Below are 23211 nucleotides of genomic sequence, written 5' to 3'. Positions count from 1 at the left end.
TTTTTATGTAATGATAATGCGGTGTTGGAGTAGTAGAGAAACATTATGACGCCAGCAATAAAATTGGCAGAAAAACAGGGAATTGCCTTCTCGGTTCATCAATATGAGCATGATCCAAATAATCCAAATTTTGGCGATGAAGCGGTTCAAGCGTTGGGGCAGGATCCGGCCCGAGTCTTTAAAACCTTATTGTTTTGTATCAATGGTGACAGTAAACAGCTGGCCGTTGCTATTGTGCCGGTAAAAGGAAGCTTAAACCTTAAAGCGGCCGCAAAAGCGGCGGGCGGGAAAAAAGCAACCATGGCCGACCCTCAGGTGGCACAACGCGCAACCGGATACCTTGTCGGTGGCATTAGTCCGCTCGGACAGAAAAAGCGTCTACCGACGTTTTTAGATGCCTCAGCAAAACAGTTTTCAACCCTGTGCGTTAGCGCGGGCCGTCGCGGTTTAGAAATTGAACTATCCCCGGACGATCTGATGACGTTAACCGCGGGGCAGTATGCTGCGATTGGCGAGTAAAAAAGAGGATAAACAAGCATGACATTGACCATTTGGGCATCGTTAGCCTTAGTTTGTATGCTGGGAGCGATGTCACCAGGGCCCAGCTTGGTGGTGATGGCAAAACATAGCCTCGCTAACAGCCGTCTACATGGCATTGTCGCCTCATGGGCCCATGCGTTTGGTGTTGGCCTGTATGCGTTAATTACCATGTTAGGGTTAGCGGTTATCTTTAAACAATCGCCTATCTTGTTCACGATTATCGCCTACGCAGGGGCGGCGTATCTCGGTTGGTTAGGGATCAAATCACTCCTGAGCAAAGGCGGCGTCGCGGCAAAGCTAGAGGCGGGCAAAACCGCAAGCCTTAGCGAAGCGGCGCGTGATGGCGCGATGATTTCCATGCTAAACCCTAAACTGGCGCTCTTTTTTATTGCCTTATTCAGTCAATTCGTCGCAGTAGGGTCTGACTTATTCAGTCGCAGTGTGATTGTGCTAACCCCGTTATTGATTGACGGGCTTTGGTATACATTGGTGGCATTTTTGCTCTCAAGCCCCACCATTGTTGACAAAATCCGTCATCGTGGCGCTTGGATTGACAAGCTGTCAGGGGTGGTTTTAATCGCGCTGGCAATACGCGTGGTATTTACGCTGCAGTAAAGCAGTAAAGAAAATAAAGCAATAAAGCAAAAAGACTGGCAACTCGCCAGTCTTTTTGTTGTTCAGGCACGGTGACTGAGATGCCGTTCGCGGGTTTCTAACTTTTTCTCTTGGCTCTTTTTGAGCATCACATACAGCGCACCCGAGCCGCCTTGATGCCGCAGAGCAGAATGAAAGCAGAGCACGTCAGAAATTTGTTGCAGCCACTGGCAGACATAGCTTTTCATCATTGCCGGTGGGTTGCTTCGTTCGCCTTTACCGTGAACGATAATCACGGTACGCACGTCCATTCGTTGGCACTGCTTTAGGAAGCGGAGAATTTCATCACGGGCTTTTTCCAACGACATCTTGTGCAGATCAAGCCGAGCATTAATGTCATATTTACCCAAGCGTAGTTTGCGAAAGACTCCGTCTTGCACGCCATCCCGCTTATAAGCCATGACGTCGTCGGGTTTAACCATGGTGGCATAATCCAGTGATAGATACTCAGGATCACTGTGAGCTAACCTTTGTGCTGCGTACTGACGGGCAAGTTGCGCTTCAGTCGGCGAGTGTGGTCCGGCTTGGTCCTCAACCGTGTCCTGTTCGATTGGCGCCACGTCAGACATCATTTCTCGGAATAGCTCAAATTCGTTTTTATCACTCATCACTACAGGGCCATCTACGTCGTGGAGTCATTTGGGACAGTATAAACGAAAATAAAAAAAGAAACCTAGCGCCACACTCTGTGACCAACCGTGTAACACTAGGTTAAGCAAGTTTGCTTAAAGATAGGTAGGCAATAAAACAGGTTATTGAGGTTTAGATGTCATCACTTTGTAGACAAAATAGCCGCCAAAGAAACTGATCAGGGCAAATGTACAGATGATGACAATCATGGATGACAAGCCCACGGCGTTGCCGAAAAGTAGATCAAGCCAAAAGTCCATAGTCTGTACCCTCGTGTCCGTTAATGTAGGGTCAGAATGCCAATAGGAACTGTGTTGAATACTGATCAAGATCAATAGAAATGTCGAACAATTTATCAACACTTGTTAACCACGATGCGATCACAATTTGCTCGCAACTGATGCGACTTTCACCGTTTAACTGAGAGGGGAGAAAAAATACGTGATTAGGGCTTGAGGTTTCGTGATGCTTGAGTATGATAGGCGACCTCAGGACGGGGATGCATTTGATCGCATAGCTCTGTGCTTGACAAGACGAACATCAGTTCGTAAAACTTGTCATATGTCGGTGAATAGCGCAGTTTGGTAGCGCATCTGGTTTGGGACCAGAGGGTCGGGGGTTCGAATCCCTCTTCACCGACCACTATTCAGGTAGTGGAGAGCGTATTTGGTCGGGGGCCGGGAGCCCGGTCGCATCGAAGCCCTCTTCACCGACCATTATTTTAAAACTGAGTAATCTAAGGTTACTTGGTTGACGTAAAAAGCATTAACGGTGAATAGCGCAGTTTGGTAGCGCATCTGGTTTGGGACCAGAGGGTCGGGGGTTCGAATCCCTCTTCACCGACCACTATCCAGGTAGTGGAGAGCGTATTTGGTCGGGGGCCGCCCCATCAAATCCCTCTTCACCGACCAACGTAAAACCCCAGCCTTTTGGCTGGGGTTTTTTCGTTTTCTCGGTCCAGCACTTAAGGCTTAGGGTAGTGCTGGAATGCTTGGGTATTGCCTGCCTTATCAAACGCCATGACCGTATAAGGCTGTTGACGATCGCCGTATTCCATACCTGGTGAGCCAATCGGCATGCCTGCAACGGCCAGTCCTTCTAACCCCGTATTGGTGGCCAGGAGCTTTTTCACCTCTTGGGCAGGAACGTGTCCCTCAATCACATAGCCATTAATACGTGCGGTATGACATGACTGCATATCAGCTGGGACGCCCATGTCTTGCTTGACTGACGCCATGTCGTCATGCGGTTTTACCTCTAGCTCAAAGCCGGCTTGCTCCATATGCTCAACCCAATCGTCGCAGCAGCCACAGCTGGGGGATTTATACACCACACCGCTCGCGGCCATCGCCGAGGCACTCATTAGGCCCACTGTTGCTACAAGTAGTTGTAAACGCTTCATTATCGCTCCTTGTTACTTATCGTCTGATTTTATTTTGAAAAAACGTAATCGGTTTGCATTGGTCACCACCGTGATCGAAGAGAGCGCCATTGCGCCACCCGCGATCACCGGACTGAGCAACATGCCGGTAAAGGGGTAAAGGATGCCGGCAGCGATCGGGATCCCCAAGGTGTTGTAGATAAAGGCACCAAAGAGATTTTGTTTCATGTTGCGTACCGCGGCTTGAGATAGCCCAATGGCGTCTGCCAAGGCGCCAAGGTGTTGGTGCATCAGCGTAATTTGCGCGCTTTCTATCGCAATATCGCTGCCGCTGCCCATCGCCACACCGACATCGGCTTGCGCAAGTGCCGGCGCATCATTGATACCATCACCGACCATGGCAACGCATTTACCTTGCTGTTGGAGAGACTGGATTTGTTCCGATTTTCCATCAGGCAGCACACCGGCAATAACGTGATCAATGCCCAGCTGACGGCCAATGGCATTGGCGGTATCTGGGTGGTCGCCAGAGAGCATGATCACCTCAAGCCCCTGTTGTTGCAGGCGAGCGATAGCGTCTATGGCATCATCACGAATCGGATCACTGACACCAATAAGCGCTTGTACGCTGTCCGCATTGGCAAGGTAAATCGCGGTTTCGCCACGCTGAGTCATGGCGTCGATATCGGTTTGGCGGGCGTCAGTATCTATCCCTTGTGCCTGCATCCACGCTTGGTTGCCGATGTAGTAACGTTCACCCTCGATCTTGGCCTGGATCCCTTTGCCAGATTCACTGTTAAAGTCATTTGATGTCGGCAACGCAAGTGTCTGCTGCTTGGCATAGCCAACAATCGCTTGGGCCAATGGGTGCTCGGAGTGTTGCTCCAGTGAGGCAGCAATTGCCATGAGACGCTCTTGGTCGCCGTGAATAGCATTCACATGCGTGACTTCGGGCTGGCCGCGGGTCAGTGTGCCCGTTTTATCAAACACCAAGGTGTGCAGTTTTGCCGCGGTTTGCAGCGCATCAGCATCACGGATTAAGACCCCGACTTCGGCGGCGCGACCCACCGCAGCGGTAACGGATAGAGGGGTCGCCAAGCCAAGCGCGCAGGGGCAGGCGATGATCAACACCGTGGTCGCGGTGACCAGCATGTAGCTAACCGACGGCTCTGGACCGACAAAATACCAGATAGCCGCGGTAACAATGGCAATGGCGACCACGATAGGCACAAATACCGCTGAAATACGATCGGCAAGCTTCGCCAGTTCAGGCTTACTACTTTGCGCTTCGCGCACTAAATCAATAATACGTGCCAACATGGTATCGCTGCCCACACCAGTGGCTTTAAAGGTTAAGCCACCTTTTTGGTTCACGGTCCCGGCATGAAGCGTGTCCCCCGCTGTTTTATGAACAGGTACAGGCTCACCGGTCAGCATGGATTCGTCGATATAGCTGCTGCCATCAACCACTTCACCATCAACCGGTACCTTAGCGCCAGGTTTAACCCGCAGTGTCATTCCCTGTTTTACTTCATCAAGCGGACGCTCTGTTTCTTGTCCGTTTTCAATGACTAAGGCTGTAGGTGGCTGTAAATCAAGTAATTGGTCGAGTGCTTTAGACGTATTGGCACGGGCGCGCGCTTCAATCGCATGGCCTAAGCTAATCAAACCAATGATCATGGCTGAGGCTTCAAAATACACATGACGGGCTTGCTCTGGGAATAATGCAGGTGCGATGACCACCGCAGTGGAATACAGCCACGCGGCACCGGTACCGAGCGCCACCAACGTATCCATGGTGGCACGTTTGTGCATCAGCGCTTGCCAGGCATTGGCAAAGAAGTGACGGCCACCGGTTGCAAGAAGCAAGAGGGTTACCACCGCAATGGCGCCCCACGCCCACTGATCTTGGCTCGATTGAATGGTCATACTGCCACCGAACACGCCCCAAGCCATCAGTGGCGCCCCCAAGCCTAAGCCCGCGAACGTACTGCGTTTAAAGTTTTTTAGCTCGTTGGCTTGCTGGGTTTGCTGGCGCTCACGCCGATCATTATCGTCTTCGACTTTTTCCGCGCCATAGCCAGCGTTTGCTACTGCCGCAACAATGGCGTCTGACGATGCACTGCCTTTAACAATCGCGCTACGCTCGGCTAGGTTAACGCTCACGCTCGCCACGCCATCCACACCGCTAATCGCGTTTTCTACGCTTTGCACGCAGCTTGCGCAGGTCATACCGGATAATACGTATTGCTGACGGCTGGCCTTGCTTGAATCTGCAGGATTATTGACCGAGGATGACTTGGCTTCTGAGGCTTCTGAGGCTTCTGAGGCTTCTGAGGCTTCTGAGGTTTCTGGATTCGCGTTACGTACGTCTGTCTGCGCTGGTGATTCGTTGTCAGTGCTCACGTTTGCGTCATTATCAGATGCGCGCGCCGCTTGATAACCCAGCTGGTGGATAATCTCAATCAGTGCATCAGCACTCAAGCTCGTGTGCACTTCGGCATGGGTTTTACTGACGGCGTGTGTAAACACGGTGGGCTGCTCGTCCAATGCTGCTTCTACTTTAGCGACACAGCGGCCACAGTTTAAGCCACTTAACGTGAAATGATGGCGGTAGCCGACATGATAGCCAAGCGATTCAATTGCTGAGACGGCTTGGCGAAGAGAATATTGTTCGCTTTCGCCCCAGGTCTCAAGCGAGAGTGATTGGGTGTCAACGTCCTCAATGCGAACGCCGTCGATATCCTCGAGCGCTTTCGTCACTTTTTTCACACAGCCTTGGCAGCTTAGGCCACTTAACGGCAGTGTGTAATAGGTGATCTTGGTGTCGGTCGTCGTCATTGCCTCTCCTTGATAGCCTCTCATCGTGAGATGTTGGCGGTTGTCGCAATTTCAGTTAAGCTAAACTGTAAACCTTATAGTTACTGGAAGGTCAAGCGACGAATATGAAAATTCAACAAGTGGCCGAAAAAACCGGCTTAACCAGCAAAACCATCCGTTTTTATGAACAAAAAGGGCTGATCACCCCGCCGCATCGTGCCGATAATGGTTACCGGGATTACGGCGAACAGCATGTCAGTGAGCTACAAATGATTCGCCGTGCACGGCTGGTAGGTTTTACATTAGATGAGAGTGGCGATTTATTGGCGTTATCGCGCGATCCGTCTTTGCGTAGTGCCGATGTCAAAGCGCGAGCAGAGAGTAAACTGGTTGAAATTGATGAAAAAATCGCAGAGTTGGCGGCGATGAAAACCACACTGCATGCCTTGACTCAGGCTTGTCCGGGCGATGGTGACGCGCAGTGTCCGATTATCGAAGCACTGCGCGGTGACAGTGAGCTAGGCGATTTAAAAGCCGATGCCACAAGTTGTTGCGCATCGGGGACCCAATCGCCAGCAGTCAATTAAACGATCAGTAAAGCAGTGAATAGAGCTGGCGGCGATAGCGTGAGGCGATCTCGTTGCCTTGGCCGAGTGCTGCTAAAATATCCATGAAGGTTTTCTTGGCTTCACCGTCGGCGTAATTAAGATCGCGACGCAAAATACCCATCAAGAGTTCAAGCGCATCTTCACTGCGGTTAATGTGATTAAACTGCAAAGCCAGCTCATACGCGACACCTGCATCCCCTGGATTTTCTTCAAGCGCCGCTTGCAGGCGTCGAATTTCGGGGCCATCTGCGGCTTGATGGTGCAATTCAATTTTTGCGATCAATGACTTATAAGTCGCGTCTTGATCTTGCAGCAAAATGGTCTCAAGAATGGCTTGTGCGGCATCAAACTGGTGGGTTTCTACCAAGCATTCTGCAAGGGCAAGCTTGTATTCCGCTTTATCGCCAAGGCTGGACTCCAGCGGCTTAATGATCACAAGCGCATCGGTATAATTGCCCTCTGCCATTAACTGGCGCGCCTGATCAAAGGCTTGGCTCTCTTGACTAGGTAAGTGCTTATCAAGCATTTCGCGCACTGTGTCGTAGTTTTGTGGGCCAGCTAAACCGTCCACTGGCTGACCATCTTTGAACAATGCCAGCGTTGGTAGCGCACGGACACCGAATTGGGCGGCAATCATTTGTTGCGCTTCACAATCAATGGTTGCAAGGGTAAAGGTGCCATGACTGTCGTGAGCAATTTGTTCGACGGTGGGTTTTAGCTCCACGCTTTCGGGCATCATATTGGCCCAAAAGTAAATCAGCACAGGCGTGCGTGACGATGATTCGAGAATTTGCTGAAAATTATGCTCGGTTAATTCGACGATATAGTTTGCGTTCATCATGGATCCTGACGATATGGATTTTCACTAAGGGTGGGGGCAAACGCGCAGAAATTCAAGCAACTGGCCCTGTAATTGCGTGTTTAAGCTCGATGGAATGTGCAAAGCCGACAAGGGGGGCGAGAAACGAAAAAGCCACCTTTTGGTGGCCTATTTCGTCGGTCTGCAAACAAGCGACGTTTTAACAATAACACGTGCGGGTTAGAACAAGAGCACCACGCACAATGCGACGCTCAAGCAGAGCCAGTTTAACTGATGTAAGGTCATCCGCCGGCTCCTGTTGTTGTGTTTGTCTTTATAATGCTACCTGTTAACAAGAAGGCCCCGTTGCCCAGAGCCTTTGTCATCATTACAAATTAGATTAGCCCACCTCTGTGACAAAAGTATGACAAATGAGGCAGTCAGCACATTTTTTACCGCGACGGCTTATTGTTGCATTAACTGCCTTTGAGCAAGACCCGATCCAGCCAACGGCTAGGGAGCAGTCGCTTGAGAATTGCCATCCATACGGTGGGTTGAGTGACGCGATAACGCACCTTGGGGCGAGGCGAGAACAAGGCATGCGTCAGTGGCGCAACCAGTGCGTCGGCGGGTAGGGTATATTTGTTGCCGCCTTCGTCTGCAGCAAGACGGTCGATTTGGCTTTGATAGGCTTGCTGGTGGCGACTTTTATTCGGGTCGACCCAGTGTTTAAAGGCGCTGAGCGCATTGGCACGAAACGCTGTTTCAATCGGGCCAGGCTCAATCAAGCTCACCTTAATCGGCGTATCGCTCAGCTCTAAACGCAGGGTATCGGTCCAGCCTTCAAGCGCAAATTTACTCGCATTGTAGGCTCCACGGTATTTGAGCGCGACAATGCCAAGCACCGAGCTGTTTTGCACAATCCGTCCCCCGCTATGACTGAGCAGCATCGGTAATAAGGCTTGGGTTAAATGGTGCCAGCCAAATACATTGGTCTCAAACTGAGCGCGCAGCGCGTCGGTAGGCAAATCTTCCAGCGCGCCAGGTTGGCCGTGAGCGCCATTATTAAAGAGGCCAAACAAGACCCCACCGGTCATTTCATCAATCGTGGCCACCGCGCGATCAATGCTGTTGCTGTCCGAGACATCTAACTGAATGCAGGTTAATCCTTGTTGCTGCAACCGTGTGACATCCTCCGCTTGTCGGCAGCTTGCGATCACCGTGTGGCCCTGAGCATGCAAGGCGTTGGCACAGGCAAAACCGATCCCTGTTGAACAACCGGTGATAAGGATCGCGTTTTTTAAAGGGGGGGTGGCTGTCATCGTTATCCCTATTGGTTGATTATTGTTGATTAACTGTCAGGCTGTGACAGATACGGTACCAGTTGCTCTGCCATAAACTCGGCAATCCACGTTTGGGCGGCCGGCATCGGATGAATGCCATCATCACGCATCCATTCAGACTTTTGGATCACAGACTCCATAAAAAAGGGCAGTAAGGGGGTTTGTGTTTGCTCTGCCAGTGTAGGATAAATATCAGCAAACCCTTGCGCATAGCGCTGGCCGTAATTGGGCGGAATTTGGATTTGTACTAACAGCGGCTTGGCATCGCCCGTATGTGCCTGAGTGATCAATTGCTTAAGGTTGTCTCGTATACGGTTGAACGGCCAACCCCGCAGGCCATCATTGCCGCCGAGCTCGATCAGCACCCACTCAGGTTGGTGGCGCTCAAGCAGTTGCGGCAAACGTTGTAGGCCATTGCCTGTGGTGTCACCCGATATACTGGCATTGATCACCTTAACATCAAGGTCGCGATCTTGCAGCGCGCGCGGTAGCTTGGCAGGCCAGGCTTGTTCAGCTGCCATTTGGTAGCCAGCGCTTAGGCTATCACCGAGGACGAGGAGCGTTTGTGCACTCGCACTGCTCACCCACAAAAAACACAACAAAGTAAGGATGCGTAACATGGCCTCTCCTGTTATTCGAGCCGAAAAAATTGCAAAACATGTCATGACACGCGAACAGCCGCTTACCATTTTGCAGGATGTCTCGCTACAAATCGAGGCGGGTGAGTCGATTGCATTAATGGGCGTGTCGGGCGCGGGAAAATCGACCCTTATGACCTTGCTTGCCGGGTTAGATACGCCCAGTGAAGGCGAAGTCGATCTGCTCGGGCACAAGCTTTCCACCTTGGACGAAGATGCCCGTGCCGCCCTGCGCGCGGAATCGGTGGGGTTTGTGTTCCAAAGCTTTCTTTTAGTGCCATCACTGAATGCATTAGAAAACGTGATGCTACCACTGACCATTCGTGGCGAAAACGAAGACGAAACCCGCGCCAAGCAACTGCTGGCCTCGGTAGGATTGCAAGGACGAGAAACACACTTACCTTCACAGCTCTCTGGCGGCGAACAACAGCGTGTTGCCCTCGCGCGCGCCTTTATTATCCGCCCGCACGTGTTATTTGCCGATGAGCCAACCGGTAACCTCGACCAAAAAACCGCCGCAACCATTATTGATTTACTGTTTGAGCTGAATGAAAAGCATGGCACCACCTTGGTGTTGGTCACTCACGATCCGGCGCTGGCCAAACGCTGTCAGCGTACCTTGATGATGGACAGCGGCAAACTACAGGAGCACGTCAATGGCGAGTAATAATGGACTGCTTAACCGCTGGGCGTGGCGAGAGCTTTTGCATGGACAGATATGGCCGGTGGCGGTGGCGCTGGCGCTGATTATCACCTGTGTGTTCGCGCTTTCCGCATTGGCCGATCGGATTGAAAACGTCCTCACCCAACAAGGGCGCAACCTGATTGCTGCTGATACCGTGCTAAGCACGCGCCAGCCTGTGAACACCGAGCAAATTGAGACCTTTAAACAAGCGGGCACCACGGTATCAGCACAAACCCGCTTCGGCACCATGGCGTTCAGCGAACAAAACATGCAGCTGGTGAGCGTGAAAGCGGTGGATAGCCTGTATCCGTTGCGTGGCGATCTGGTGTTGGAGCAAAATGGCCAAGCCCTAACGGGAGATCGACGCATTCAGCCCGGTGAGCTATGGCTGTCTGAGCGGGTGTTTAGTTTGCTCGATGTTAAGCCCGGCGATAAGGTCTCGATTGGCAATCTTGATCTAAGCGTCAGTGGCACCTTGGCCGTCGAGCCAGAGCTGTCGTTTAATCCTTTTAGCCAAATGCCTGCGGTGATGATGCACCGTGATGATGTGCCTGCCGCCGGCGTGGTACGCGAAGGGAGCCGGGTACGTTATCGTTATTTCTTAACCGGTGATGAGCCAAGTTTAAGTGCCGCAAGGGACAGCTATACGCTGCAAGACGGCGAGCGCTGGGTGGATGAAAACACCTCTGATCGTACTGGCGATATGCTGGATCGCAGCCGCCAGTATTTATCTCTTACCGTCGTTTTAGTGATTGTGATGGCCGCGGCCACCTTAACGCTCACGTGTCAGCACTATGCCAAAAGTCGCGCCGATTTGGTGGCGATGCTAAAAAGTCTGGGCGCCAGTCAGCAGTGGGTGCGGCGCTGGTTAGCGCGTCAGCTGACCTTATTGTTTGTGTTAGCGACCGTGGTGGGCTTAGGCGCCGGCTACCTATTGGAAGTGCTCCTGCGTTTACCACTAACTGATGTATTGCCCTCACCGCTGCCCAGTTACGGCTGGGTGCCCTGGGTGCTCGCGCCAGGGGTTGCCTTGCTGGTGGCATTACCTGCACTGGGCGTGCCATTGCTGAAATTACTGGATGCGCCCGCGTTGGCAGCCGTGCAATCGCAGGCTGGCAGCGGGCGGCATCGTCGTGGTACCGCCGCTATCCTGATAGCGATTCCGGTTGGCGCGCTTGCGCTGTGGGCGTTTGATAACACCTTATTATGGAGTGTGTTAGCGGCGATGGCAGCGATGATCGTGCTGCTCGCATTGGCTGGCTTGGGCCTGCTCAAGCTGGTGAAATCGCGCGTACGCGCGCCGTCGGTAAAATTGGCCCTCAGCCGGATCACCCGCAACAAGCTCGCCAGCAGTGTTCAGCTTGGCGCGCTAGCCATTTCCTTTATGCTGTTGGCGATCATCTGGCTGCTGCGTACCGATTTGCTCGCCGATTGGGGACGGATGCTACCACCCGATGCGCCCAATGTGTTTGCCATGAATATTGCCCCAAGTGCGCAACAAGACTACGTGGGGGAGCTCGACCAAGCCAGCTTGATGCGATCCGATGCGTATCCGATCGTGCGCGGGCGGTTAGTGGGCAAAAATGGCGAGCGCTATCAGGTTTCCACCGATGAAGCCGAGCGCGATGAAGCGCTGCGCCGAGAGCTTAACTTTACCTGGCGTGAAACCTTGCCTTCGCATAATGAGGTGCTTGCGGGCGACTGGCCAACCGAAAATGGCGTCTCGGTGGAAGCGGATATTGCCGCGCGTTTAGGGATTGAGATTGGCGACAGCCTCACCTTTAGCGTCACCGGCCAAGACTTTACCGCCACGGTCAACTCGATTCGTGAAGTCGAATGGCGCAACATGCGGCCTAACTTCTATTTTATTTTCGATCGTGACACACTCGCCGATAAACCGGCCAACTGGTTGGTGAGCTTCCGGCTTGATGAATCACAAACGTCCTTGCTCAATCGGTTGGCGCGGGAATACCCAACCGTCACGCTGCTCGATTTACGCACCATGAGCAGTCGTATTCAATCGATTTTGCGTCAAATTGGCTTGTCGCTCTCTGTGTTGGCAGGGCTAGCGGTGATTAGCGGTTTGCTACTGCTGCTGACCTTGCTGCGTATCAGCCTGAGCGAACGCCAGCAGGAAATTAACCTCTACCGCACCTTGGGGGCCAGCCGCACCCGTATTCAACGCACTCTGTGGAGTGAGTATGGGGTGATGGCCTTGGTGTCGGGGTTAATGGCGGTGCTTGGCGCTGAAGCGGCGATGGCAGGGCTGCTCAAATGGGGCTTTGAAATGGAAGTTCGTTTGCATCCCGAGCTTTGGGCGGTGCTACCGGTGTTAGCAGTGGGATTGGTGTTTGTCACCGTCGCCTCAATGCTGGGTAAACTGATTGACCCGCAACGGCGTTAACACGGTGCGGGTGTAAAGCATCCTCGTTTTACACATAACAAAGCGGGTATCAAGAAAATTGATACCCGCTTTTTTGTATCAAACGTCCAGCAAAACCTGGCCAGTAACACGCTTGTGGAAAGGCAAAAGCCGCTATTTAAATAAAGACTGCATCGCCTCTTCCACCTTGGGGTGCTGGAACTCAAAGCCTGAATCTTCTAACGCATGCGGCAAGGCGCGCTGGCTATCGAGCAACAAGTGCGAGGCTTCGCCCATCATGGTTTTGATCGCGAGTGTGGGAACAAAGAACACATGCGGGCGTTTTAAGGCACTGGCGAGCGCCTGGCTAAACCGTTTATTGGTCGCTGGCTCCGGGGCGGTGCAGTTAAACGGCCCTTTGAGCTCAGGGGTGTTGAGCAGGTGGATAATGGCACCGACCATGTCATCAATATGAATCCACGGCATATATTGCTGCCCTTTGCCGATCGGGCCTCCGAGCCCAAGCTTGTAAGGCAGCATCATCCGTTTCAACGCGCCGCCGTCAGCGCTTAACACCACGCCGGTGCGCAGCAAACACACTCGGGTGTTGGTTGAGGCGCCTTTCAGTGCAATTTTCTCCCACTGATGACACACGTGCTGGGCAAAGTCATCGGCATGAACCATCAAAGTTTCATCAAAGGCGCGATCTTGCTGATCGCCGTAATACCCCACCGCCGAGCCACTAATAAAGGTGTGAGGTGGGGTGCTGCTGGCATGGATTTTTTCAACCAGCTTTTCGGTTAGCCCCCAGCGGCTGGTACAAATAATCCCTTTTTGTTGCTCACTCCAACGTTTATCGGCGATAGGTTCACCGGCCAAATTAATCACGGCATCAAAATCATTCAGATGCGACAAATCATCGAGCCGCTCCAGCGGTGTCACACTATTGGCAAAACATTGTGTCACTTTTTGCACCGACCGAGACAGCACGGTGACTTGATGCTCAGAGAGTAATCTCGGAATCAGCGCCTGACCTATCAGGCCAGTGCCGCCGGTAATAAGAATCTTCATGCCTGATGTCCTAAACGTGTTGTTGTAATCCCTAACTGTAACGCTAAGAGGGTTTTAGACTTAGCGCAAGTGATTGCTTTGCATCCTGATACGTACCGCAACCAAAACCGGTTGGATCGCGCAGTTTTTTACTCTGCTTCTCGCACCCTGGTTTGGGAGTGTTAACATAAATAGGCACACAAACACCGTGTTTACCGTTAATACGCAAGGAGTCATGTCGCCTACATGCAAGCGTTATTCAAATCATTGCTGGGAAGCTTTCGTGACCTATTACCCATTATCTTGGTGATTGGCTTTTTTCAGGTCATTGTGCTGCAACAACCGCTGCCCAATTGGATTTCAATTACCTTTGGGTTGGTGCTGGTGGTCGTGGGGCTGACCTTATTTGTGTACGGCTTAGACATGGGGCTGTTCCCGATTGGCGAATCGATGGCGCATTCGCTGGCCCACAAAGGCAGTTTAGGTTGGTTGATTGCGTTCGCGTTTCTGCTTGGCTTTGGCACCACTATTGCCGAACCCGCGCTCACTGCGGTGGCGGCGGAAGCGGCAGATGTCGCCGCAAATGGCGGGATGATACACACCAGCGAGGCAGCCAAAGACAACTACGCCAATGGCCTTAGGCTCACGGTGGCGCTCTCGGTCGGTTTTGCAATTGTGCTGGGCGTGGTGCGAATCATGAAAGGCTGGCCGATCCACCGCTTAATCATTGGCGGCTATTTGCTGGTGGTGGCGATGACCATGGTCGCCCCGCCGAGCATTATCGGCATTGCCTATGACTCGGGTGGGGTGACCACCTCGACCATCACGGTGCCATTGGTGACCGCGCTTGGGGTGGGGCTGGCAACCGTGATCAAAGGGCGTAACCCCATGGTGGATGGTTTTGGCTTAATTGCTTTTGCTTCTCTGTCACCGATGATCTTCGTGATGGCCTACGGCATGGTGGTGGCATGAACAATCCACTCACTCTGTTTCTCGACACCTTTTTCTCCACCGTGCGCGATGTGATCCCGATTATCGTGATCATCTTTGGCTTTCAGCTGTTTGTATTGCGCAAAGCGCTCAACAACCCCAAACGGATCTTTCTCGGTTTTTTCTATGTGATCTTGGGCTTGAGCCTGTTTTTAATGGGGCTGGAGCTGGCGCTATTCCCGCTGGGATCGTCGATGGCCGAGCAGCTGACCGCTCCCGATTTTGTCGGCGCGGCACTCAAAGCAGGCGGCGAGATCGACTGGCAAGCCTATTACTGGGTGTATCTGTTTGCGGCGGCGATTGGCTTTAGCACCACGGTCGCTGAGCCTTCGTTAATTGCGGTGGCAATCAAAGCAGCCAAGGTTTCGGGCGGGGCGATCCGGGTAAACGGGTTGCGCGCCTCGGTGGCGCTGGGCGTGTCGATGGGGATTGCCTTGGGGTGCTATCGCATTGTGGTGGGCGATCCGCTCCATTATTACATCATCACCGGTTATGTGGTGGTGGTGATCCAAACCTATTTTGCCCCGCCGTTTATCGTGCCTTTGGCCTATGATTCTGGCGGGGTGACCACCTCAACCGTCACCGTACCCTTGGTGACGGCGCTCGGGTTGGGGCTAGCCTCTACCGTACCGGGAAGAAACCCGATGCTCGACGGGTTTGGCTTAATTGCGTTTGCCAGTTTGTTTCCGATGATTACCGTGATGGGCTATGCCCAAATCACAGCCTATTTACAAAAAAAGCACGCACAGCGTTCATCGTAAGGAGAGCCTATGCGGTTCAAATTAATCATGGCGTTTATTGAAGATGCCAAAACCGATGCGGTGCTCGATGCCGCTAGACAAGCCGGCGCCACCGGCGCGACCATTATTAACAACGCACGTGGCGAAGGCTTGGTTCAGAAAAAAACCTTTTTAGGCCTCACGCTGGATGTACAGCGAGACGTGGCTATCTTCCTGGTGGAAGAGCACCTGGCGCGCGCCATACTCGAAACCATTAATGATGTGGGCGAGTTCGATGCCACGCCTGGCAGTGGCATCGCGGTGCAAATTGATGTGGAAGATGCCGTGGGCGTGGCCCACCAAATGCAAGAATTAACCGAAGTGGTGAAGGACGAGTTATGAAACAACATAAAACGGTAAGAGATGTGATGCATGCCCATGCCGTGTGTATTGATGGGCTCACCACGGTCGAAGAAGCGATCCGCATTGCACGCCAAGAAGATGTCAAAGCACTGATTATTAATAAACGCGATGATAGCGACGAGTTCGGCCTGGTGTTAATGAACGACATTGCCAAAAAAGTGCTCGCCAAAAACCGCGCGCCATCACGGGTGAATGTTTATGAAATTATGACCAAACCCGCGCTTAGCGTCTCTCCCGATATGAATGTGAAATACTGCGCCCGTTTATTCGAACGATTCGGCATCAGCCGCGCCCCCGTGATTGAAAACGGTCAAGTCCTCGGCATGGTGAGTTATAACCTGATCGTGATCTACGGCATGCTCGCCGAAGAAGTGGAGAGTCAGCATAGGAAGGATTAGGGGGGGGAGTAAAGGTGGTTTTAAGGGAGTGGGGGGCTAGCTCATTTGTGCCCCTTGCTTAATTAGAGCAGATGATCTACGTCGGCAATCCAATCTCCATTTTGCCTACTTTTTCTCATCCGAAAATTTTCAGTAACACCTCAGCACCAAACGACTGATGTCACACCTCTACCAAATGAAATGGAAGCACATAGATTATTTATAGTGATAGTAGTAACGTAACTTCATATAGAGCAGTTAGTTATGAGAACGGATATGGCACTAGAGGAAGTGAACACAAAACTGGCTCAAGTAGCACTTGATAATTGTGAAGGGTTTCCATTTGAACAGTTTGCAAATGAGTTAATTGGAGCCATCGATGGGCCAGGGTTTGTACCAGTAGGTGGTACTTCTGATGGTGGCGCAGACGGCGCTCGTGTGGAAGGTTTATATACAAAAGATAGACCTAAAGTGTTCTACCAAATGTCTGTCACAGCAAATCATAGACAAAAAATCAAACAGACATTAGATAGGCTGGAAGAGTTTGGAAGAGCTGTAAAAACGATCATTTATGTTACCTCCCAAACGATAGGAACATTTGATAAAGAGGAAGAGGATCTAACTGACAAACATGATGTATTTGTTCGAATTAGAGATGCTAAATGGCTACTTTCAAAGATAAACTATAATGAAGCGACAAAAAAAGCGTATTACACGCATTTGCACCGATTCACAGACTTCCTAAAAGACCTGTCGAAAAGTTCACAACTTAAGACTAGTGAGAACATAACTCACCCCTCGGTTTATGTTTTTCTTCAACAACAAGTAGAGAACAGAGAGAAAGACAAACATTTAGTCAAAACTGTCGCAGATAGTTTAATTTTATGGTCGCTGAATGATACAGACCCAGACCAAGATAAGTTCATGACTCGGTTGGAAATTAACCAAAAAATCGCGGAAAACATCCCGTGGGCACAGAATATAGTTGGGGGAATGCTATCGGATCGTCTTCGAGAACTAGTAAAGAAGAATGGCGTTGGGGGTAAGCAAGTTAATTATCATAAAAAAGGGGATAAGTACTGCTTACCTTATGACACGAGAAAAATTATTGCGAACGAAAAAGCAATAGATGAAGGTGTCAAGATTGATGTGATCACTGAAATTAGCTCTCAGGATGAACTCTCAAAATTATCAATCGAAGATCGCAAAATCATTGCAAATATCGCTATAAGGACATCTCAACTCTTCTTCGAAAAAGAAGGGTTAAAGTGTTCATCTTACCTCAATGGTTCTGAAGGTAGCGAAAGCAGTTTCATCGAAAATACAGTCTTTGACCGAGTGTCTGATGCACTTGATGAATATGAAGCACAGGGGATGGATTTTCATGCTCAAAGAGACATGGTTGTTAATATAGTTCGTTCCATGTTTTACCAAAGCACAGAGAACCAACGAGCATTATTGAATAAGTTTTCTAGAACTTATGTACTACTATTTACGCTACAAGCGGAGCCTAGAGTTGTAGAGTATTTTCAGAAAGCCACAGCAAATTTTAGGTTAGTTGTTGGTACTGATATGATTGTTAGAGCACTTACAGAAAGGTTCTTAAGCAAAGAAAATCAGATGACTCGAAACCTCTTCAAAATGTCAAATGAAGCAGGTATTGAACTAATGCTCACTGAACCAGTGCTCGATGGTGTTATCAAGCATCTGATTGTGACTGATAATGAATATAAAAATCACATCCTTAAAAGGGAATCACATTTAACAGAAGATTTGATTAGAGAATCTGAGCAAATCTTAATTCGCACGTATTACCATGCGAAAAGGGAAGGATATTCTAATTCCTGGCAGTCTTTTATGTCTGGATTCTTAACTTATAATGAACTTCACACTTCGCTTGGTAAAGAGGAGTTAAAAGCATACATTATTCACCAGTTTGGAATGAGCTTTTACTCAAATGATGATTTGAGGTCAGTTACAAATGATGGCGAAGTAAACGAATTGGCAGAAGAAATTTTGCCAATAAAACGCAATCATCAACTAGCTGAAGGTGTTGCGTTAATCATAAAGGCTGTCTACGGCTATAGGAATAAATGGAAAGAGATTTCGACATACCCTGAGTATGGCTATCAAACATGGTGGTTGACACAGGAGTCGAGAGTTCAACGCTATACTGGTGACCTTGAAAAAGAAAATGCAGCTAAATGTATTATGCGACCAGAATTTCTACTTAACTTTTTCTCATTAGCTCCCAGTGTACGCGATATAAGAGAGTCATATAAATCAATTTTCCCTTCAGTCATGGGCATTCAAATGGGAAACAGGTTACCTGATAAACTATTCCATAAGGTTCTGGAGCAAGTTGATATATGGAAGGAACAAGAAGATGGTCGAGTAGCCGCGAAAACTAGAATGCTATGTGATAAGCTAAAAGCGGAACATTTCGATGAAGACGTAAATGAGGCAAGTATCGACAAATTTATACGAGAAGTAGAATCCTCATAGGCGTTGTTGCGGTAGATTTCAAGGTAGTTGACCAGATTTCCTAATTAAGCGGCGCTTTTTTGATCGCCTCGTTGATTGTCTTCTGAGCTGCTTGGATTGAGTGTTACTGAACTAACAGGTGTCCAGTCACGCGTTTCTTTAGCCCAACGCTCAGGATGCTTGGCTTTTGCCTGCTGATAGACGGTATCGCGGATTCAACCGCGAAGTGCAACACTCTCGTCTGCAGCCTGGCATAGCTTGTTAAAGATAACGCTAGGCTGCCTAAAACCAAGACATTTTCTTGGTCGAGCATTCAAGCGGGCTACAGCTTGCATCACCTCTTCTTCAGTGAGTTTCCGCAGGTCAGTGCCCTTGGGAATATACTGCCTGAGCAGCCCGTTACTGTTTTCGTTTAAACCTCGCTCCCAGGATGAATAAGGGGGAGCAAAGTAAATCTCTGTCTCTAATGCCTCAGCTATTGCCTTGTGTCCGACAAATTCTGAACCATTATCCGCGGTGATTGTGTGCACATGCGCGGCGTACGGTCGAAGTAGCTCAATGGTGGCATCACGGACAGCATCAGCGCTTTTGCTGCTCACCTTTTTTACCAGGTAAAAACGAATGGTTCGTTCAGCAATGGTGACAAGCGCGCTTGTGCCATGTTTGCCCAAAACAGTATCGATTTCCCAGTCACCAAAACGCTCACGGGGATCCACAATGGCTGGCCGCTCATCGATAGAGACGGGGTCTGGTATCACACAGCGCTTGCTTGTTTTGCCCTTACGATAGCGTTTGTACCCTTGGCACAATGACTTATACAGTTTGCCGCCAGCTGCTTTATCCGTTGCCACATATTGATAAATCCATTCATGGCTGACAGGCATGCCCACCCGCGTGCTCACATGGCTAATCTGCTCTGGGCTCCAATCAACGTTCAGGCAGAGTTTAACAAAATCGATTGTCATCGAAGGTATGCGCCTTTTGCCGGCATGTATACGTCGACTTTTCGCTAGCTGCTGAGCTTGAGCGGGCTCGTAACGGCCGTCTGGTAACCTGTTTCTGTTTAGCTCTCTCGATATTGTTGATTTTGACTTACAAAGGGTTTCGGCAATGACTGTTTGTGAACAGCCACGGGCCAAAAGGATAGAAATCTGGTATCGTTGTCCTTCGGTCAACTGCTGGTAACTCATGGTAATCACGTTTTGATTTTGGCGATGAGAAGCGTACCACTATCAGCAGTTGACTTCCTCTCGTCAGTTTAACCATGAGTGTTGCACTTATTATCTGAATTCAGGCTAAGCATCTTGGTACTAAGTTTGTTTCTGTGTAAACGGAAAAACTCTAATTGCTAATGACCAGTTTTTTGGGGAAGGTTACAGTTCATTTAATAGTGCGACCTTAAAGTGACTCTGTATGTATCTTAACATTTCCCCTCCTGTTAGTTCAGGCGAGGACGTATCTGTTCTGATGTAAAACTTACTGTTGTCTAAAAACATTGGGGCAGGTGCTGGTAGGCAATCGATACGTACTACTATTTTTCCGTCAAATGGTACCTCGGTCAGTTGACAGTACTGGGCGTAATCAGCACTAATGCGTGATGCAAGCTGTGCTCCTAACTCTTGAAAATAATTGTCCATCTTCTTAAAGCCAAAGCGTTTCTGTTCTATATCTACGCCTGTCACCTTCCCTTTGTCATTAACACCTATGAGCAGCACCCCACCTTCCGTATTCAAGAACGAAACAATGACTTTTATGATTTCAGCTTGTACATCACTATTTCTCTCTACCTTCTTAGCTTCATCACGAAGCTTGTCTACATTTGCAAAAAATGATTGTTTAAACTCCATCTGGCGAGTCTCACCAAGAGAAATTAAATGCTGTAGATGTTTAACATCACTTAAGGCAGAAAGTCTGAACACCATTTCATCAGTACTATCTTCGATGGATTTATATTTCTTAGGTTCGGTGGTCAACTTCTTAAAGAACTCTTCAATTTGTTCTCGCGCTATTTCTAACTTTGATGCCACCTTTATGACTTCGAGTTGAACATCTGTTTTAGGAATGGGAATGCTTAAGGATTGAATAGAGCTTGTGCTAAGTGATTGAATGCTCGTTCCTGTCGGGATTTGACTCAACATTTTTCGTCCAAGCTCAGATTCAAAGAATAATTTTGCATATTCAGACAGCAGTTTATTTTTACAAAACCTAACCTGAATAAATTTCCCTTTAGGGGCGTTTGGGCCTTTTAAGCTTAACAGTATCGCCCCTAACTCAGGTCTAATCCTCTTAAAATAAATCGTATTTGATTCATCTAAGTCATCTACTGCCGAAGCAATACTGACTGACTTCACGAGCTTTTTATTTGAGAGGGGTACACGCTCAAAGCCTTCATGATGGCTCAAAAGGGCGTCTATCTCCGGAATAACCGGAGAGTTGTTCACATAATGTGTAGTGCTTAAGTTGGAATCTTTAGCCAAAATTGCATCAATCGAAACAACTTTGCAAAACGTCCCTACTGATTCGAACTCCTCAAATGAGCGAACAATTTTATGGATATCGTCTTCTCGTAAAACATTCATCTTCCTTTTCGAAAAGAAATCTTGCGACGCATCAATAAACAAGACTTTATGCTTACGTTGACGTTCTTTGTTTTTGTTTATGATAATAATGCTGGTAGGGATGCTAGTCCCATAAAAAAGACCGGGAGGTAAACTAACTACCGCCTCTACCAAGTCGTCTTTTAGTATTCCTTCACGTATATTTCTCTCGCTATGACCTCTAGATAATGCACCGCTGGGTAAAATCATTCCTGCCTGACCATACTCATTTAGGCTAGAGATCATATGTTGCAAGAAAGCAAGATCTGCGGAGTTTTTGGGCGGAACGCCATAACAAAAGCGTTGATAACGGTCATGCCAGAAAACGTCAGTTTCATGAATTTTTAAATTATACGGTGGGTTAGCCACAGCCATATCAAACTTAGCTAAACTTTCCTTTGCAAGATGCTTCGGTTCTAGCAATGTATCACCTAACCTTACATCTGTATTTAGAGCGCCATGCAAGAACACATTCATCTTACAGATAGCCCAAGTGTTGAGGTTTATCTCTTGCCCATATAGCGAAAAGCTATCTACTTTTACTTCTCGTTCTTTTAGCGAGTTATAAGCTTGTATGAGCATCCCCCCAACACCACAAGTTGGGTCATAAAGGGACATGCCCTTCTCGGGTTTCAACATTCCGACTAAAAGTCGTACAACCTCATTAGGGGTATAAAACTCACCAGCTTTCTTCCCTGACTCATCTGCAAATCTTTTTATTAAAAGCTCAAAGGCATATGGAAAGACATCAGTGCTAGTTAAGTAATTGTCACTAAGATTGAAGTCAGATAGATAATAAATCGCCTCCTTCAAAAGATTATTTATAGAACTGTTTCCTGGGATGAAATCGATAGCTGTTAGTACCCCTTCAAGCTCCTTAGTACTGTGTTCAATCTCATAACAAATGTTATTAAGCATATGAGCGATTTCCAAATCGCTTTCTAAATTATTAATTTTTGACCACCTAATGGTTTTAGGTATACAAAAACCACACTTAAATGCTGCAAGTTTTTCTGACAGTTTCTCAGCTTCATCTTCTGAATATCCATCTCTTAACAATAACTGAAATTGTTCTTCTTCTATGTCCTCGAATGAATCAGACAAGCGTTTGATGAAGATGAGCCTTAAAAACTGCTCCTTAACATTTGAAGGTTTTTTTCTCCCTCGAAACAGTGAGGCGACTTTCCATAGAATTGTATTAAGTTCTTTAAGGCTTAAATTCGAAGACATTTTATAAGTAGCTTTGTTCATATACTTAGATCCTGACATCTTACTAGTGAGGATATGCCTAAACAATCATATAAACTAAAAACTGAAGTACTGGGGAGAAAGAAAATAGCGGTGTTGATCAAATTATTCACCTAACGCACTGATCCCCTTGGGATTAATCCTAGTGATAAACTCGGCAACTAACAGGCATACCAAGTCTTATGACTTTGTTCATCACTGCTACGTTGGCCAATTCTTCGCCAACTTGCGCATTGTAATCACGTAGTGGCACCGGAGGGCTGATTAACGTTTTGTATCGAAACATGTCAGGTTCTGACAGAGAGTGTTGGTGATAACCCTATTCTCATTTCCAGACTCTGACAGCGGCACTGCAATAGCCACTATGACTTCAGTGACTTCGAACCACCAAGCCTTAACTCCACCCCTAACGCATTCACAATCGCAATCAGTGTTTTGAGGTTCGGATTGCCTTTTTGGCTGAGTGTGCGGTAGAGCGTTTCTCGTGAAAGACCGGTTTGCTTGGCGATATCTGCCATTCCTTTGGCGCGTGCGATCACACCCAGAGCATCGGTGATAAATGCGGGATCGCCCGTTTGCACCGCTTCGTCTAAGTAAGCTTGAAGTGCTTCTTGGTTGTCCAAGAGCTCCGCTGGGTCAAATGGGTGTGTCGTTATCATCGCTGAATCCCTTTTATATCTGAAATGTTAGAATTTGCCGTCTGCCGCCGCTTTCATGCCTTCTAGTCTAGCGCTTAAGCAACGCATGTGATCCGCTATGCTCAAATAACAATCGATAAACCTTATCATGGTTAACGCTATCCAGTGGCTTTTCGTGCCATTCCGTCAGCCTGCCAACAACTCACAATGTCTCTTTATGCGTCT

Annotated in this window: 21 protein-coding genes, 2 tRNA genes and 1 pseudogene; 12 read left to right on the top strand and 12 right to left on the bottom strand. The window is 49.0% G+C overall.

Annotation, left to right across the window (positions count from 1 at the left end):
- Nucleotides 1–45: 45 nt before the first annotated feature.
- Nucleotides 46–519 (top strand): Cys-tRNA(Pro) deacylase, encoded by a 474-nt coding sequence (gene ybaK / locus BZG75_RS01225; protein WP_077575922.1) that lies wholly within the window; start codon nucleotides 46–48, stop codon nucleotides 517–519.
- 18 nt (nucleotides 520–537) lie between these two features.
- Nucleotides 538–1155 (top strand): LysE family translocator, encoded by a 618-nt coding sequence (locus BZG75_RS01220; protein WP_077460070.1) that lies wholly within the window; start codon nucleotides 538–540, stop codon nucleotides 1153–1155.
- Between the two features lie 62 nt (nucleotides 1156–1217).
- Here the strand turns inward: BZG75_RS01220 and smrA are convergent, their stop codons facing one another.
- Together smrA and BZG75_RS01210 are read right to left on the bottom strand one after the other, a co-directional pair.
- A complete protein-coding gene (smrA, locus tag BZG75_RS01215; protein ID WP_025744495.1) occupies nucleotides 1218–1802 on the bottom strand; it encodes a DNA endonuclease SmrA in 585 nt (194 codons plus the stop codon).
- Between the two features lie 144 nt (nucleotides 1803–1946).
- Nucleotides 1947–2084, bottom strand: a complete 138-nt coding sequence (locus BZG75_RS01210) for a DUF3149 domain-containing protein (RefSeq protein ID WP_025675231.1) — start codon at nucleotides 2082–2084, stop codon at nucleotides 1947–1949.
- 305 nt (nucleotides 2085–2389) lie between these two features.
- On the opposite strand from BZG75_RS01210, the gene BZG75_RS01205 reads away from it, so the two are divergent.
- Nucleotides 2390–2466 (top strand) — tRNA-Pro (locus BZG75_RS01205).
- A gap of 127 nt (nucleotides 2467–2593) precedes the next feature.
- A tRNA-Pro gene (locus BZG75_RS01200) sits at nucleotides 2594–2670 on the top strand.
- 118 nt (nucleotides 2671–2788) lie between these two features.
- Here the strand turns inward: BZG75_RS01200 and BZG75_RS01195 are convergent.
- Nucleotides 2789–3226, bottom strand: coding sequence for a DUF411 domain-containing protein (locus BZG75_RS01195; protein ID WP_077575921.1), 438 nt, complete (start codon nucleotides 3224–3226; stop codon nucleotides 2789–2791).
- 12 nt (nucleotides 3227–3238) lie between these two features.
- On the bottom strand, nucleotides 3239–6046 hold the full coding sequence (locus tag BZG75_RS01190; RefSeq protein ID WP_199878823.1) for a cation transporter: 2808 nt from the start codon (nucleotides 6044–6046) through the stop codon (nucleotides 3239–3241).
- Nucleotides 6047–6150: 104 nt separating this feature from the next.
- Between BZG75_RS01190 and cueR the strand changes: the two genes are divergently transcribed.
- The gene (gene cueR, locus BZG75_RS01185; protein ID WP_077575919.1) at nucleotides 6151–6612 is read left to right on the top strand and encodes a Cu(I)-responsive transcriptional regulator; all 462 of its coding nucleotides are present in this window, start codon (nucleotides 6151–6153) and stop codon (nucleotides 6610–6612) included.
- 4 nt (nucleotides 6613–6616) lie between these two features.
- On the opposite strand, the gene BZG75_RS01180 is transcribed toward cueR, so the two are convergent.
- The 3 genes from BZG75_RS01180 to tesA form a co-directional block, all read right to left on the bottom strand.
- Complete coding sequence (locus BZG75_RS01180; RefSeq protein WP_077460075.1) at nucleotides 6617–7471, bottom strand: co-chaperone YbbN; 855 nt, start codon at nucleotides 7469–7471, stop codon at nucleotides 6617–6619.
- Between the two features lie 437 nt (nucleotides 7472–7908).
- Nucleotides 7909–8754, bottom strand: a complete 846-nt coding sequence (locus BZG75_RS01175) for an SDR family oxidoreductase (protein WP_077575918.1) — start codon at nucleotides 8752–8754, stop codon at nucleotides 7909–7911.
- Nucleotides 8755–8783: 29 nt separating this feature from the next.
- The gene (gene tesA, locus BZG75_RS01170; RefSeq protein ID WP_077575917.1) at nucleotides 8784–9395 is read right to left on the bottom strand and encodes a multifunctional acyl-CoA thioesterase I/protease I/lysophospholipase L1; all 612 of its coding nucleotides are present in this window, start codon (nucleotides 9393–9395) and stop codon (nucleotides 8784–8786) included.
- Between tesA and BZG75_RS01165 the strand changes: the two genes are divergently transcribed.
- Both BZG75_RS01165 and BZG75_RS01160 read left to right on the top strand, forming a co-directional pair.
- Nucleotides 9394–10080, top strand: a complete 687-nt coding sequence (locus BZG75_RS01165) for an ABC transporter ATP-binding protein (protein ID WP_077575916.1) — start codon at nucleotides 9394–9396, stop codon at nucleotides 10078–10080. The genes tesA and BZG75_RS01165 overlap by 2 nt on opposite strands.
- The gene (locus tag BZG75_RS01160; protein WP_077575915.1) at nucleotides 10070–12502 is read left to right on the top strand and encodes an ABC transporter permease; all 2433 of its coding nucleotides are present in this window, start codon (nucleotides 10070–10072) and stop codon (nucleotides 12500–12502) included. The genes BZG75_RS01165 and BZG75_RS01160 overlap by 11 nt, the downstream gene beginning before the upstream one ends.
- A gap of 132 nt (nucleotides 12503–12634) precedes the next feature.
- Here BZG75_RS01160 and BZG75_RS01155 read toward each other — a convergent pair whose 3' ends face one another.
- Complete coding sequence (locus tag BZG75_RS01155) at nucleotides 12635–13531, bottom strand: TIGR01777 family oxidoreductase (RefSeq protein ID WP_077575914.1); 897 nt, start codon at nucleotides 13529–13531, stop codon at nucleotides 12635–12637.
- A 225-nt stretch (nucleotides 13532–13756) separates the two neighbouring features.
- Between BZG75_RS01155 and BZG75_RS01150 the strand changes: the two genes are divergently transcribed.
- The 5 genes from BZG75_RS01150 to BZG75_RS01130 all read left to right on the top strand — a co-directional run bounded on the left by BZG75_RS01150 (nucleotide 13757) and on the right by BZG75_RS01130 (nucleotide 18524).
- Nucleotides 13757–14482 carry a DUF1538 domain-containing protein gene (locus BZG75_RS01150; RefSeq protein ID WP_074213141.1) on the top strand — a complete coding sequence of 242 codons (726 nt, stop codon included), beginning with the start codon at nucleotides 13757–13759 and terminating at the stop codon, nucleotides 14480–14482.
- The gene (locus tag BZG75_RS01145) at nucleotides 14479–15261 is read left to right on the top strand and encodes a DUF1538 domain-containing protein (protein WP_077575913.1); all 783 of its coding nucleotides are present in this window, start codon (nucleotides 14479–14481) and stop codon (nucleotides 15259–15261) included. Before BZG75_RS01150 ends, BZG75_RS01145 begins: the two co-directional genes overlap by 4 nt.
- 9 nt (nucleotides 15262–15270) lie before the next feature.
- The gene (locus BZG75_RS01140; RefSeq protein ID WP_025744741.1) at nucleotides 15271–15621 is read left to right on the top strand and encodes a P-II family nitrogen regulator; all 351 of its coding nucleotides are present in this window, start codon (nucleotides 15271–15273) and stop codon (nucleotides 15619–15621) included.
- Complete coding sequence (locus BZG75_RS01135) at nucleotides 15618–16040, top strand: CBS domain-containing protein (protein ID WP_077575912.1); 423 nt, start codon at nucleotides 15618–15620, stop codon at nucleotides 16038–16040. The genes BZG75_RS01140 and BZG75_RS01135 overlap by 4 nt, the downstream gene beginning before the upstream one ends.
- A gap of 255 nt (nucleotides 16041–16295) precedes the next feature.
- Entirely contained in the window at nucleotides 16296–18524 is a 2229-nt protein-coding gene (locus tag BZG75_RS01130) for a hypothetical protein (protein WP_077575911.1), read from the top strand.
- Nucleotides 18525–18718: 194 nt separating this feature from the next.
- Here the strand turns inward: BZG75_RS01130 and BZG75_RS01125 are convergent, their stop codons facing one another.
- From BZG75_RS01125 to BZG75_RS01110, 4 genes and pseudogenes are all read right to left on the bottom strand, one after another.
- A complete protein-coding gene (locus BZG75_RS01125; RefSeq protein ID WP_077575910.1) occupies nucleotides 18719–19693 on the bottom strand; it encodes an IS30 family transposase in 975 nt (324 codons plus the stop codon).
- A 183-nt stretch (nucleotides 19694–19876) separates the two neighbouring features.
- Nucleotides 19877–22351, bottom strand: a complete 2475-nt coding sequence (locus BZG75_RS01120; protein WP_199878822.1) for an N-6 DNA methylase — start codon at nucleotides 22349–22351, stop codon at nucleotides 19877–19879.
- A 139-nt stretch (nucleotides 22352–22490) separates the two neighbouring features.
- Nucleotides 22491–22664, bottom strand: a pseudogene (locus BZG75_RS15500) (IS5/IS1182 family transposase); the annotation flags it as partial.
- A 46-nt stretch (nucleotides 22665–22710) separates the two neighbouring features.
- Complete coding sequence (locus BZG75_RS01110; protein WP_077575908.1) at nucleotides 22711–23007, bottom strand: addiction module antidote protein; 297 nt, start codon at nucleotides 23005–23007, stop codon at nucleotides 22711–22713.
- Between the last annotated feature and the right edge of the window lie 204 nt (nucleotides 23008–23211).

The sequence above is a fragment of the Salinivibrio sp. AR640 genome (assembly GCF_001995405.1).
Lineage (GTDB): Bacteria > Pseudomonadota > Gammaproteobacteria > Enterobacterales > Vibrionaceae > Salinivibrio > Salinivibrio costicola.
The sequence above is the reverse complement of the archived record's forward strand: the minus strand, read 5'-3'. Positions and strand labels throughout refer to the sequence as shown.

Bases quoted from the DNA above. Each gene is read 5' to 3' on its own strand.
- ybaK (WP_077575922.1), top strand. From the start codon at position 46: ATGACGCCAGCAATAAAATTGGCAGAAAAACAGGGAATTGCCTTCTCG.
- BZG75_RS01220 (WP_077460070.1), top strand. From the start codon at position 538: ATGACATTGACCATTTGGGCATCGTTAGCCTTAGTTTGTATGCTGGGA.
- smrA (WP_025744495.1), bottom strand. From the start codon at position 1,802: ATGAGTGATAAAAACGAATTTGAGCTATTCCGAGAAATGATGTCTGAC.
- BZG75_RS01210 (WP_025675231.1), bottom strand. From the start codon at position 2,084: ATGGACTTTTGGCTTGATCTACTTTTCGGCAACGCCGTGGGCTTGTCA.
- BZG75_RS01195 (WP_077575921.1), bottom strand. From the start codon at position 3,226: ATGAAGCGTTTACAACTACTTGTAGCAACAGTGGGCCTAATGAGTGCC.
- BZG75_RS01190 (WP_199878823.1), bottom strand. From the start codon at position 6,046: ATGACGACGACCGACACCAAGATCACCTATTACACACTGCCGTTAAGT.
- cueR (WP_077575919.1), top strand. From the start codon at position 6,151: ATGAAAATTCAACAAGTGGCCGAAAAAACCGGCTTAACCAGCAAAACC.
- BZG75_RS01180 (WP_077460075.1), bottom strand. From the start codon at position 7,471: ATGAACGCAAACTATATCGTCGAATTAACCGAGCATAATTTTCAGCAA.
- BZG75_RS01175 (WP_077575918.1), bottom strand. From the start codon at position 8,754: ATGACAGCCACCCCCCCTTTAAAAAACGCGATCCTTATCACCGGTTGT.
- BZG75_RS01165 (WP_077575916.1), top strand. From the start codon at position 9,394: ATGGCCTCTCCTGTTATTCGAGCCGAAAAAATTGCAAAACATGTCATG.
- tesA (WP_077575917.1), bottom strand. From the start codon at position 9,395: ATGTTACGCATCCTTACTTTGTTGTGTTTTTTGTGGGTGAGCAGTGCG.
- BZG75_RS01160 (WP_077575915.1), top strand. From the start codon at position 10,070: ATGGCGAGTAATAATGGACTGCTTAACCGCTGGGCGTGGCGAGAGCTT.
- BZG75_RS01155 (WP_077575914.1), bottom strand. From the start codon at position 13,531: ATGAAGATTCTTATTACCGGCGGCACTGGCCTGATAGGTCAGGCGCTG.
- BZG75_RS01150 (WP_074213141.1), top strand. From the start codon at position 13,757: ATGCAAGCGTTATTCAAATCATTGCTGGGAAGCTTTCGTGACCTATTA.
- BZG75_RS01145 (WP_077575913.1), top strand. From the start codon at position 14,479: ATGAACAATCCACTCACTCTGTTTCTCGACACCTTTTTCTCCACCGTG.
- BZG75_RS01140 (WP_025744741.1), top strand. From the start codon at position 15,271: ATGCGGTTCAAATTAATCATGGCGTTTATTGAAGATGCCAAAACCGAT.
- BZG75_RS01135 (WP_077575912.1), top strand. From the start codon at position 15,618: ATGAAACAACATAAAACGGTAAGAGATGTGATGCATGCCCATGCCGTG.
- BZG75_RS01130 (WP_077575911.1), top strand. From the start codon at position 16,296: ATGGCACTAGAGGAAGTGAACACAAAACTGGCTCAAGTAGCACTTGAT.
- BZG75_RS01125 (WP_077575910.1), bottom strand. From the start codon at position 19,693: ATGAGTTACCAGCAGTTGACCGAAGGACAACGATACCAGATTTCTATC.
- BZG75_RS01120 (WP_199878822.1), bottom strand. From the start codon at position 22,351: ATGAACAAAGCTACTTATAAAATGTCTTCGAATTTAAGCCTTAAAGAA.
- BZG75_RS01110 (WP_077575908.1), bottom strand. From the start codon at position 23,007: ATGATAACGACACACCCATTTGACCCAGCGGAGCTCTTGGACAACCAA.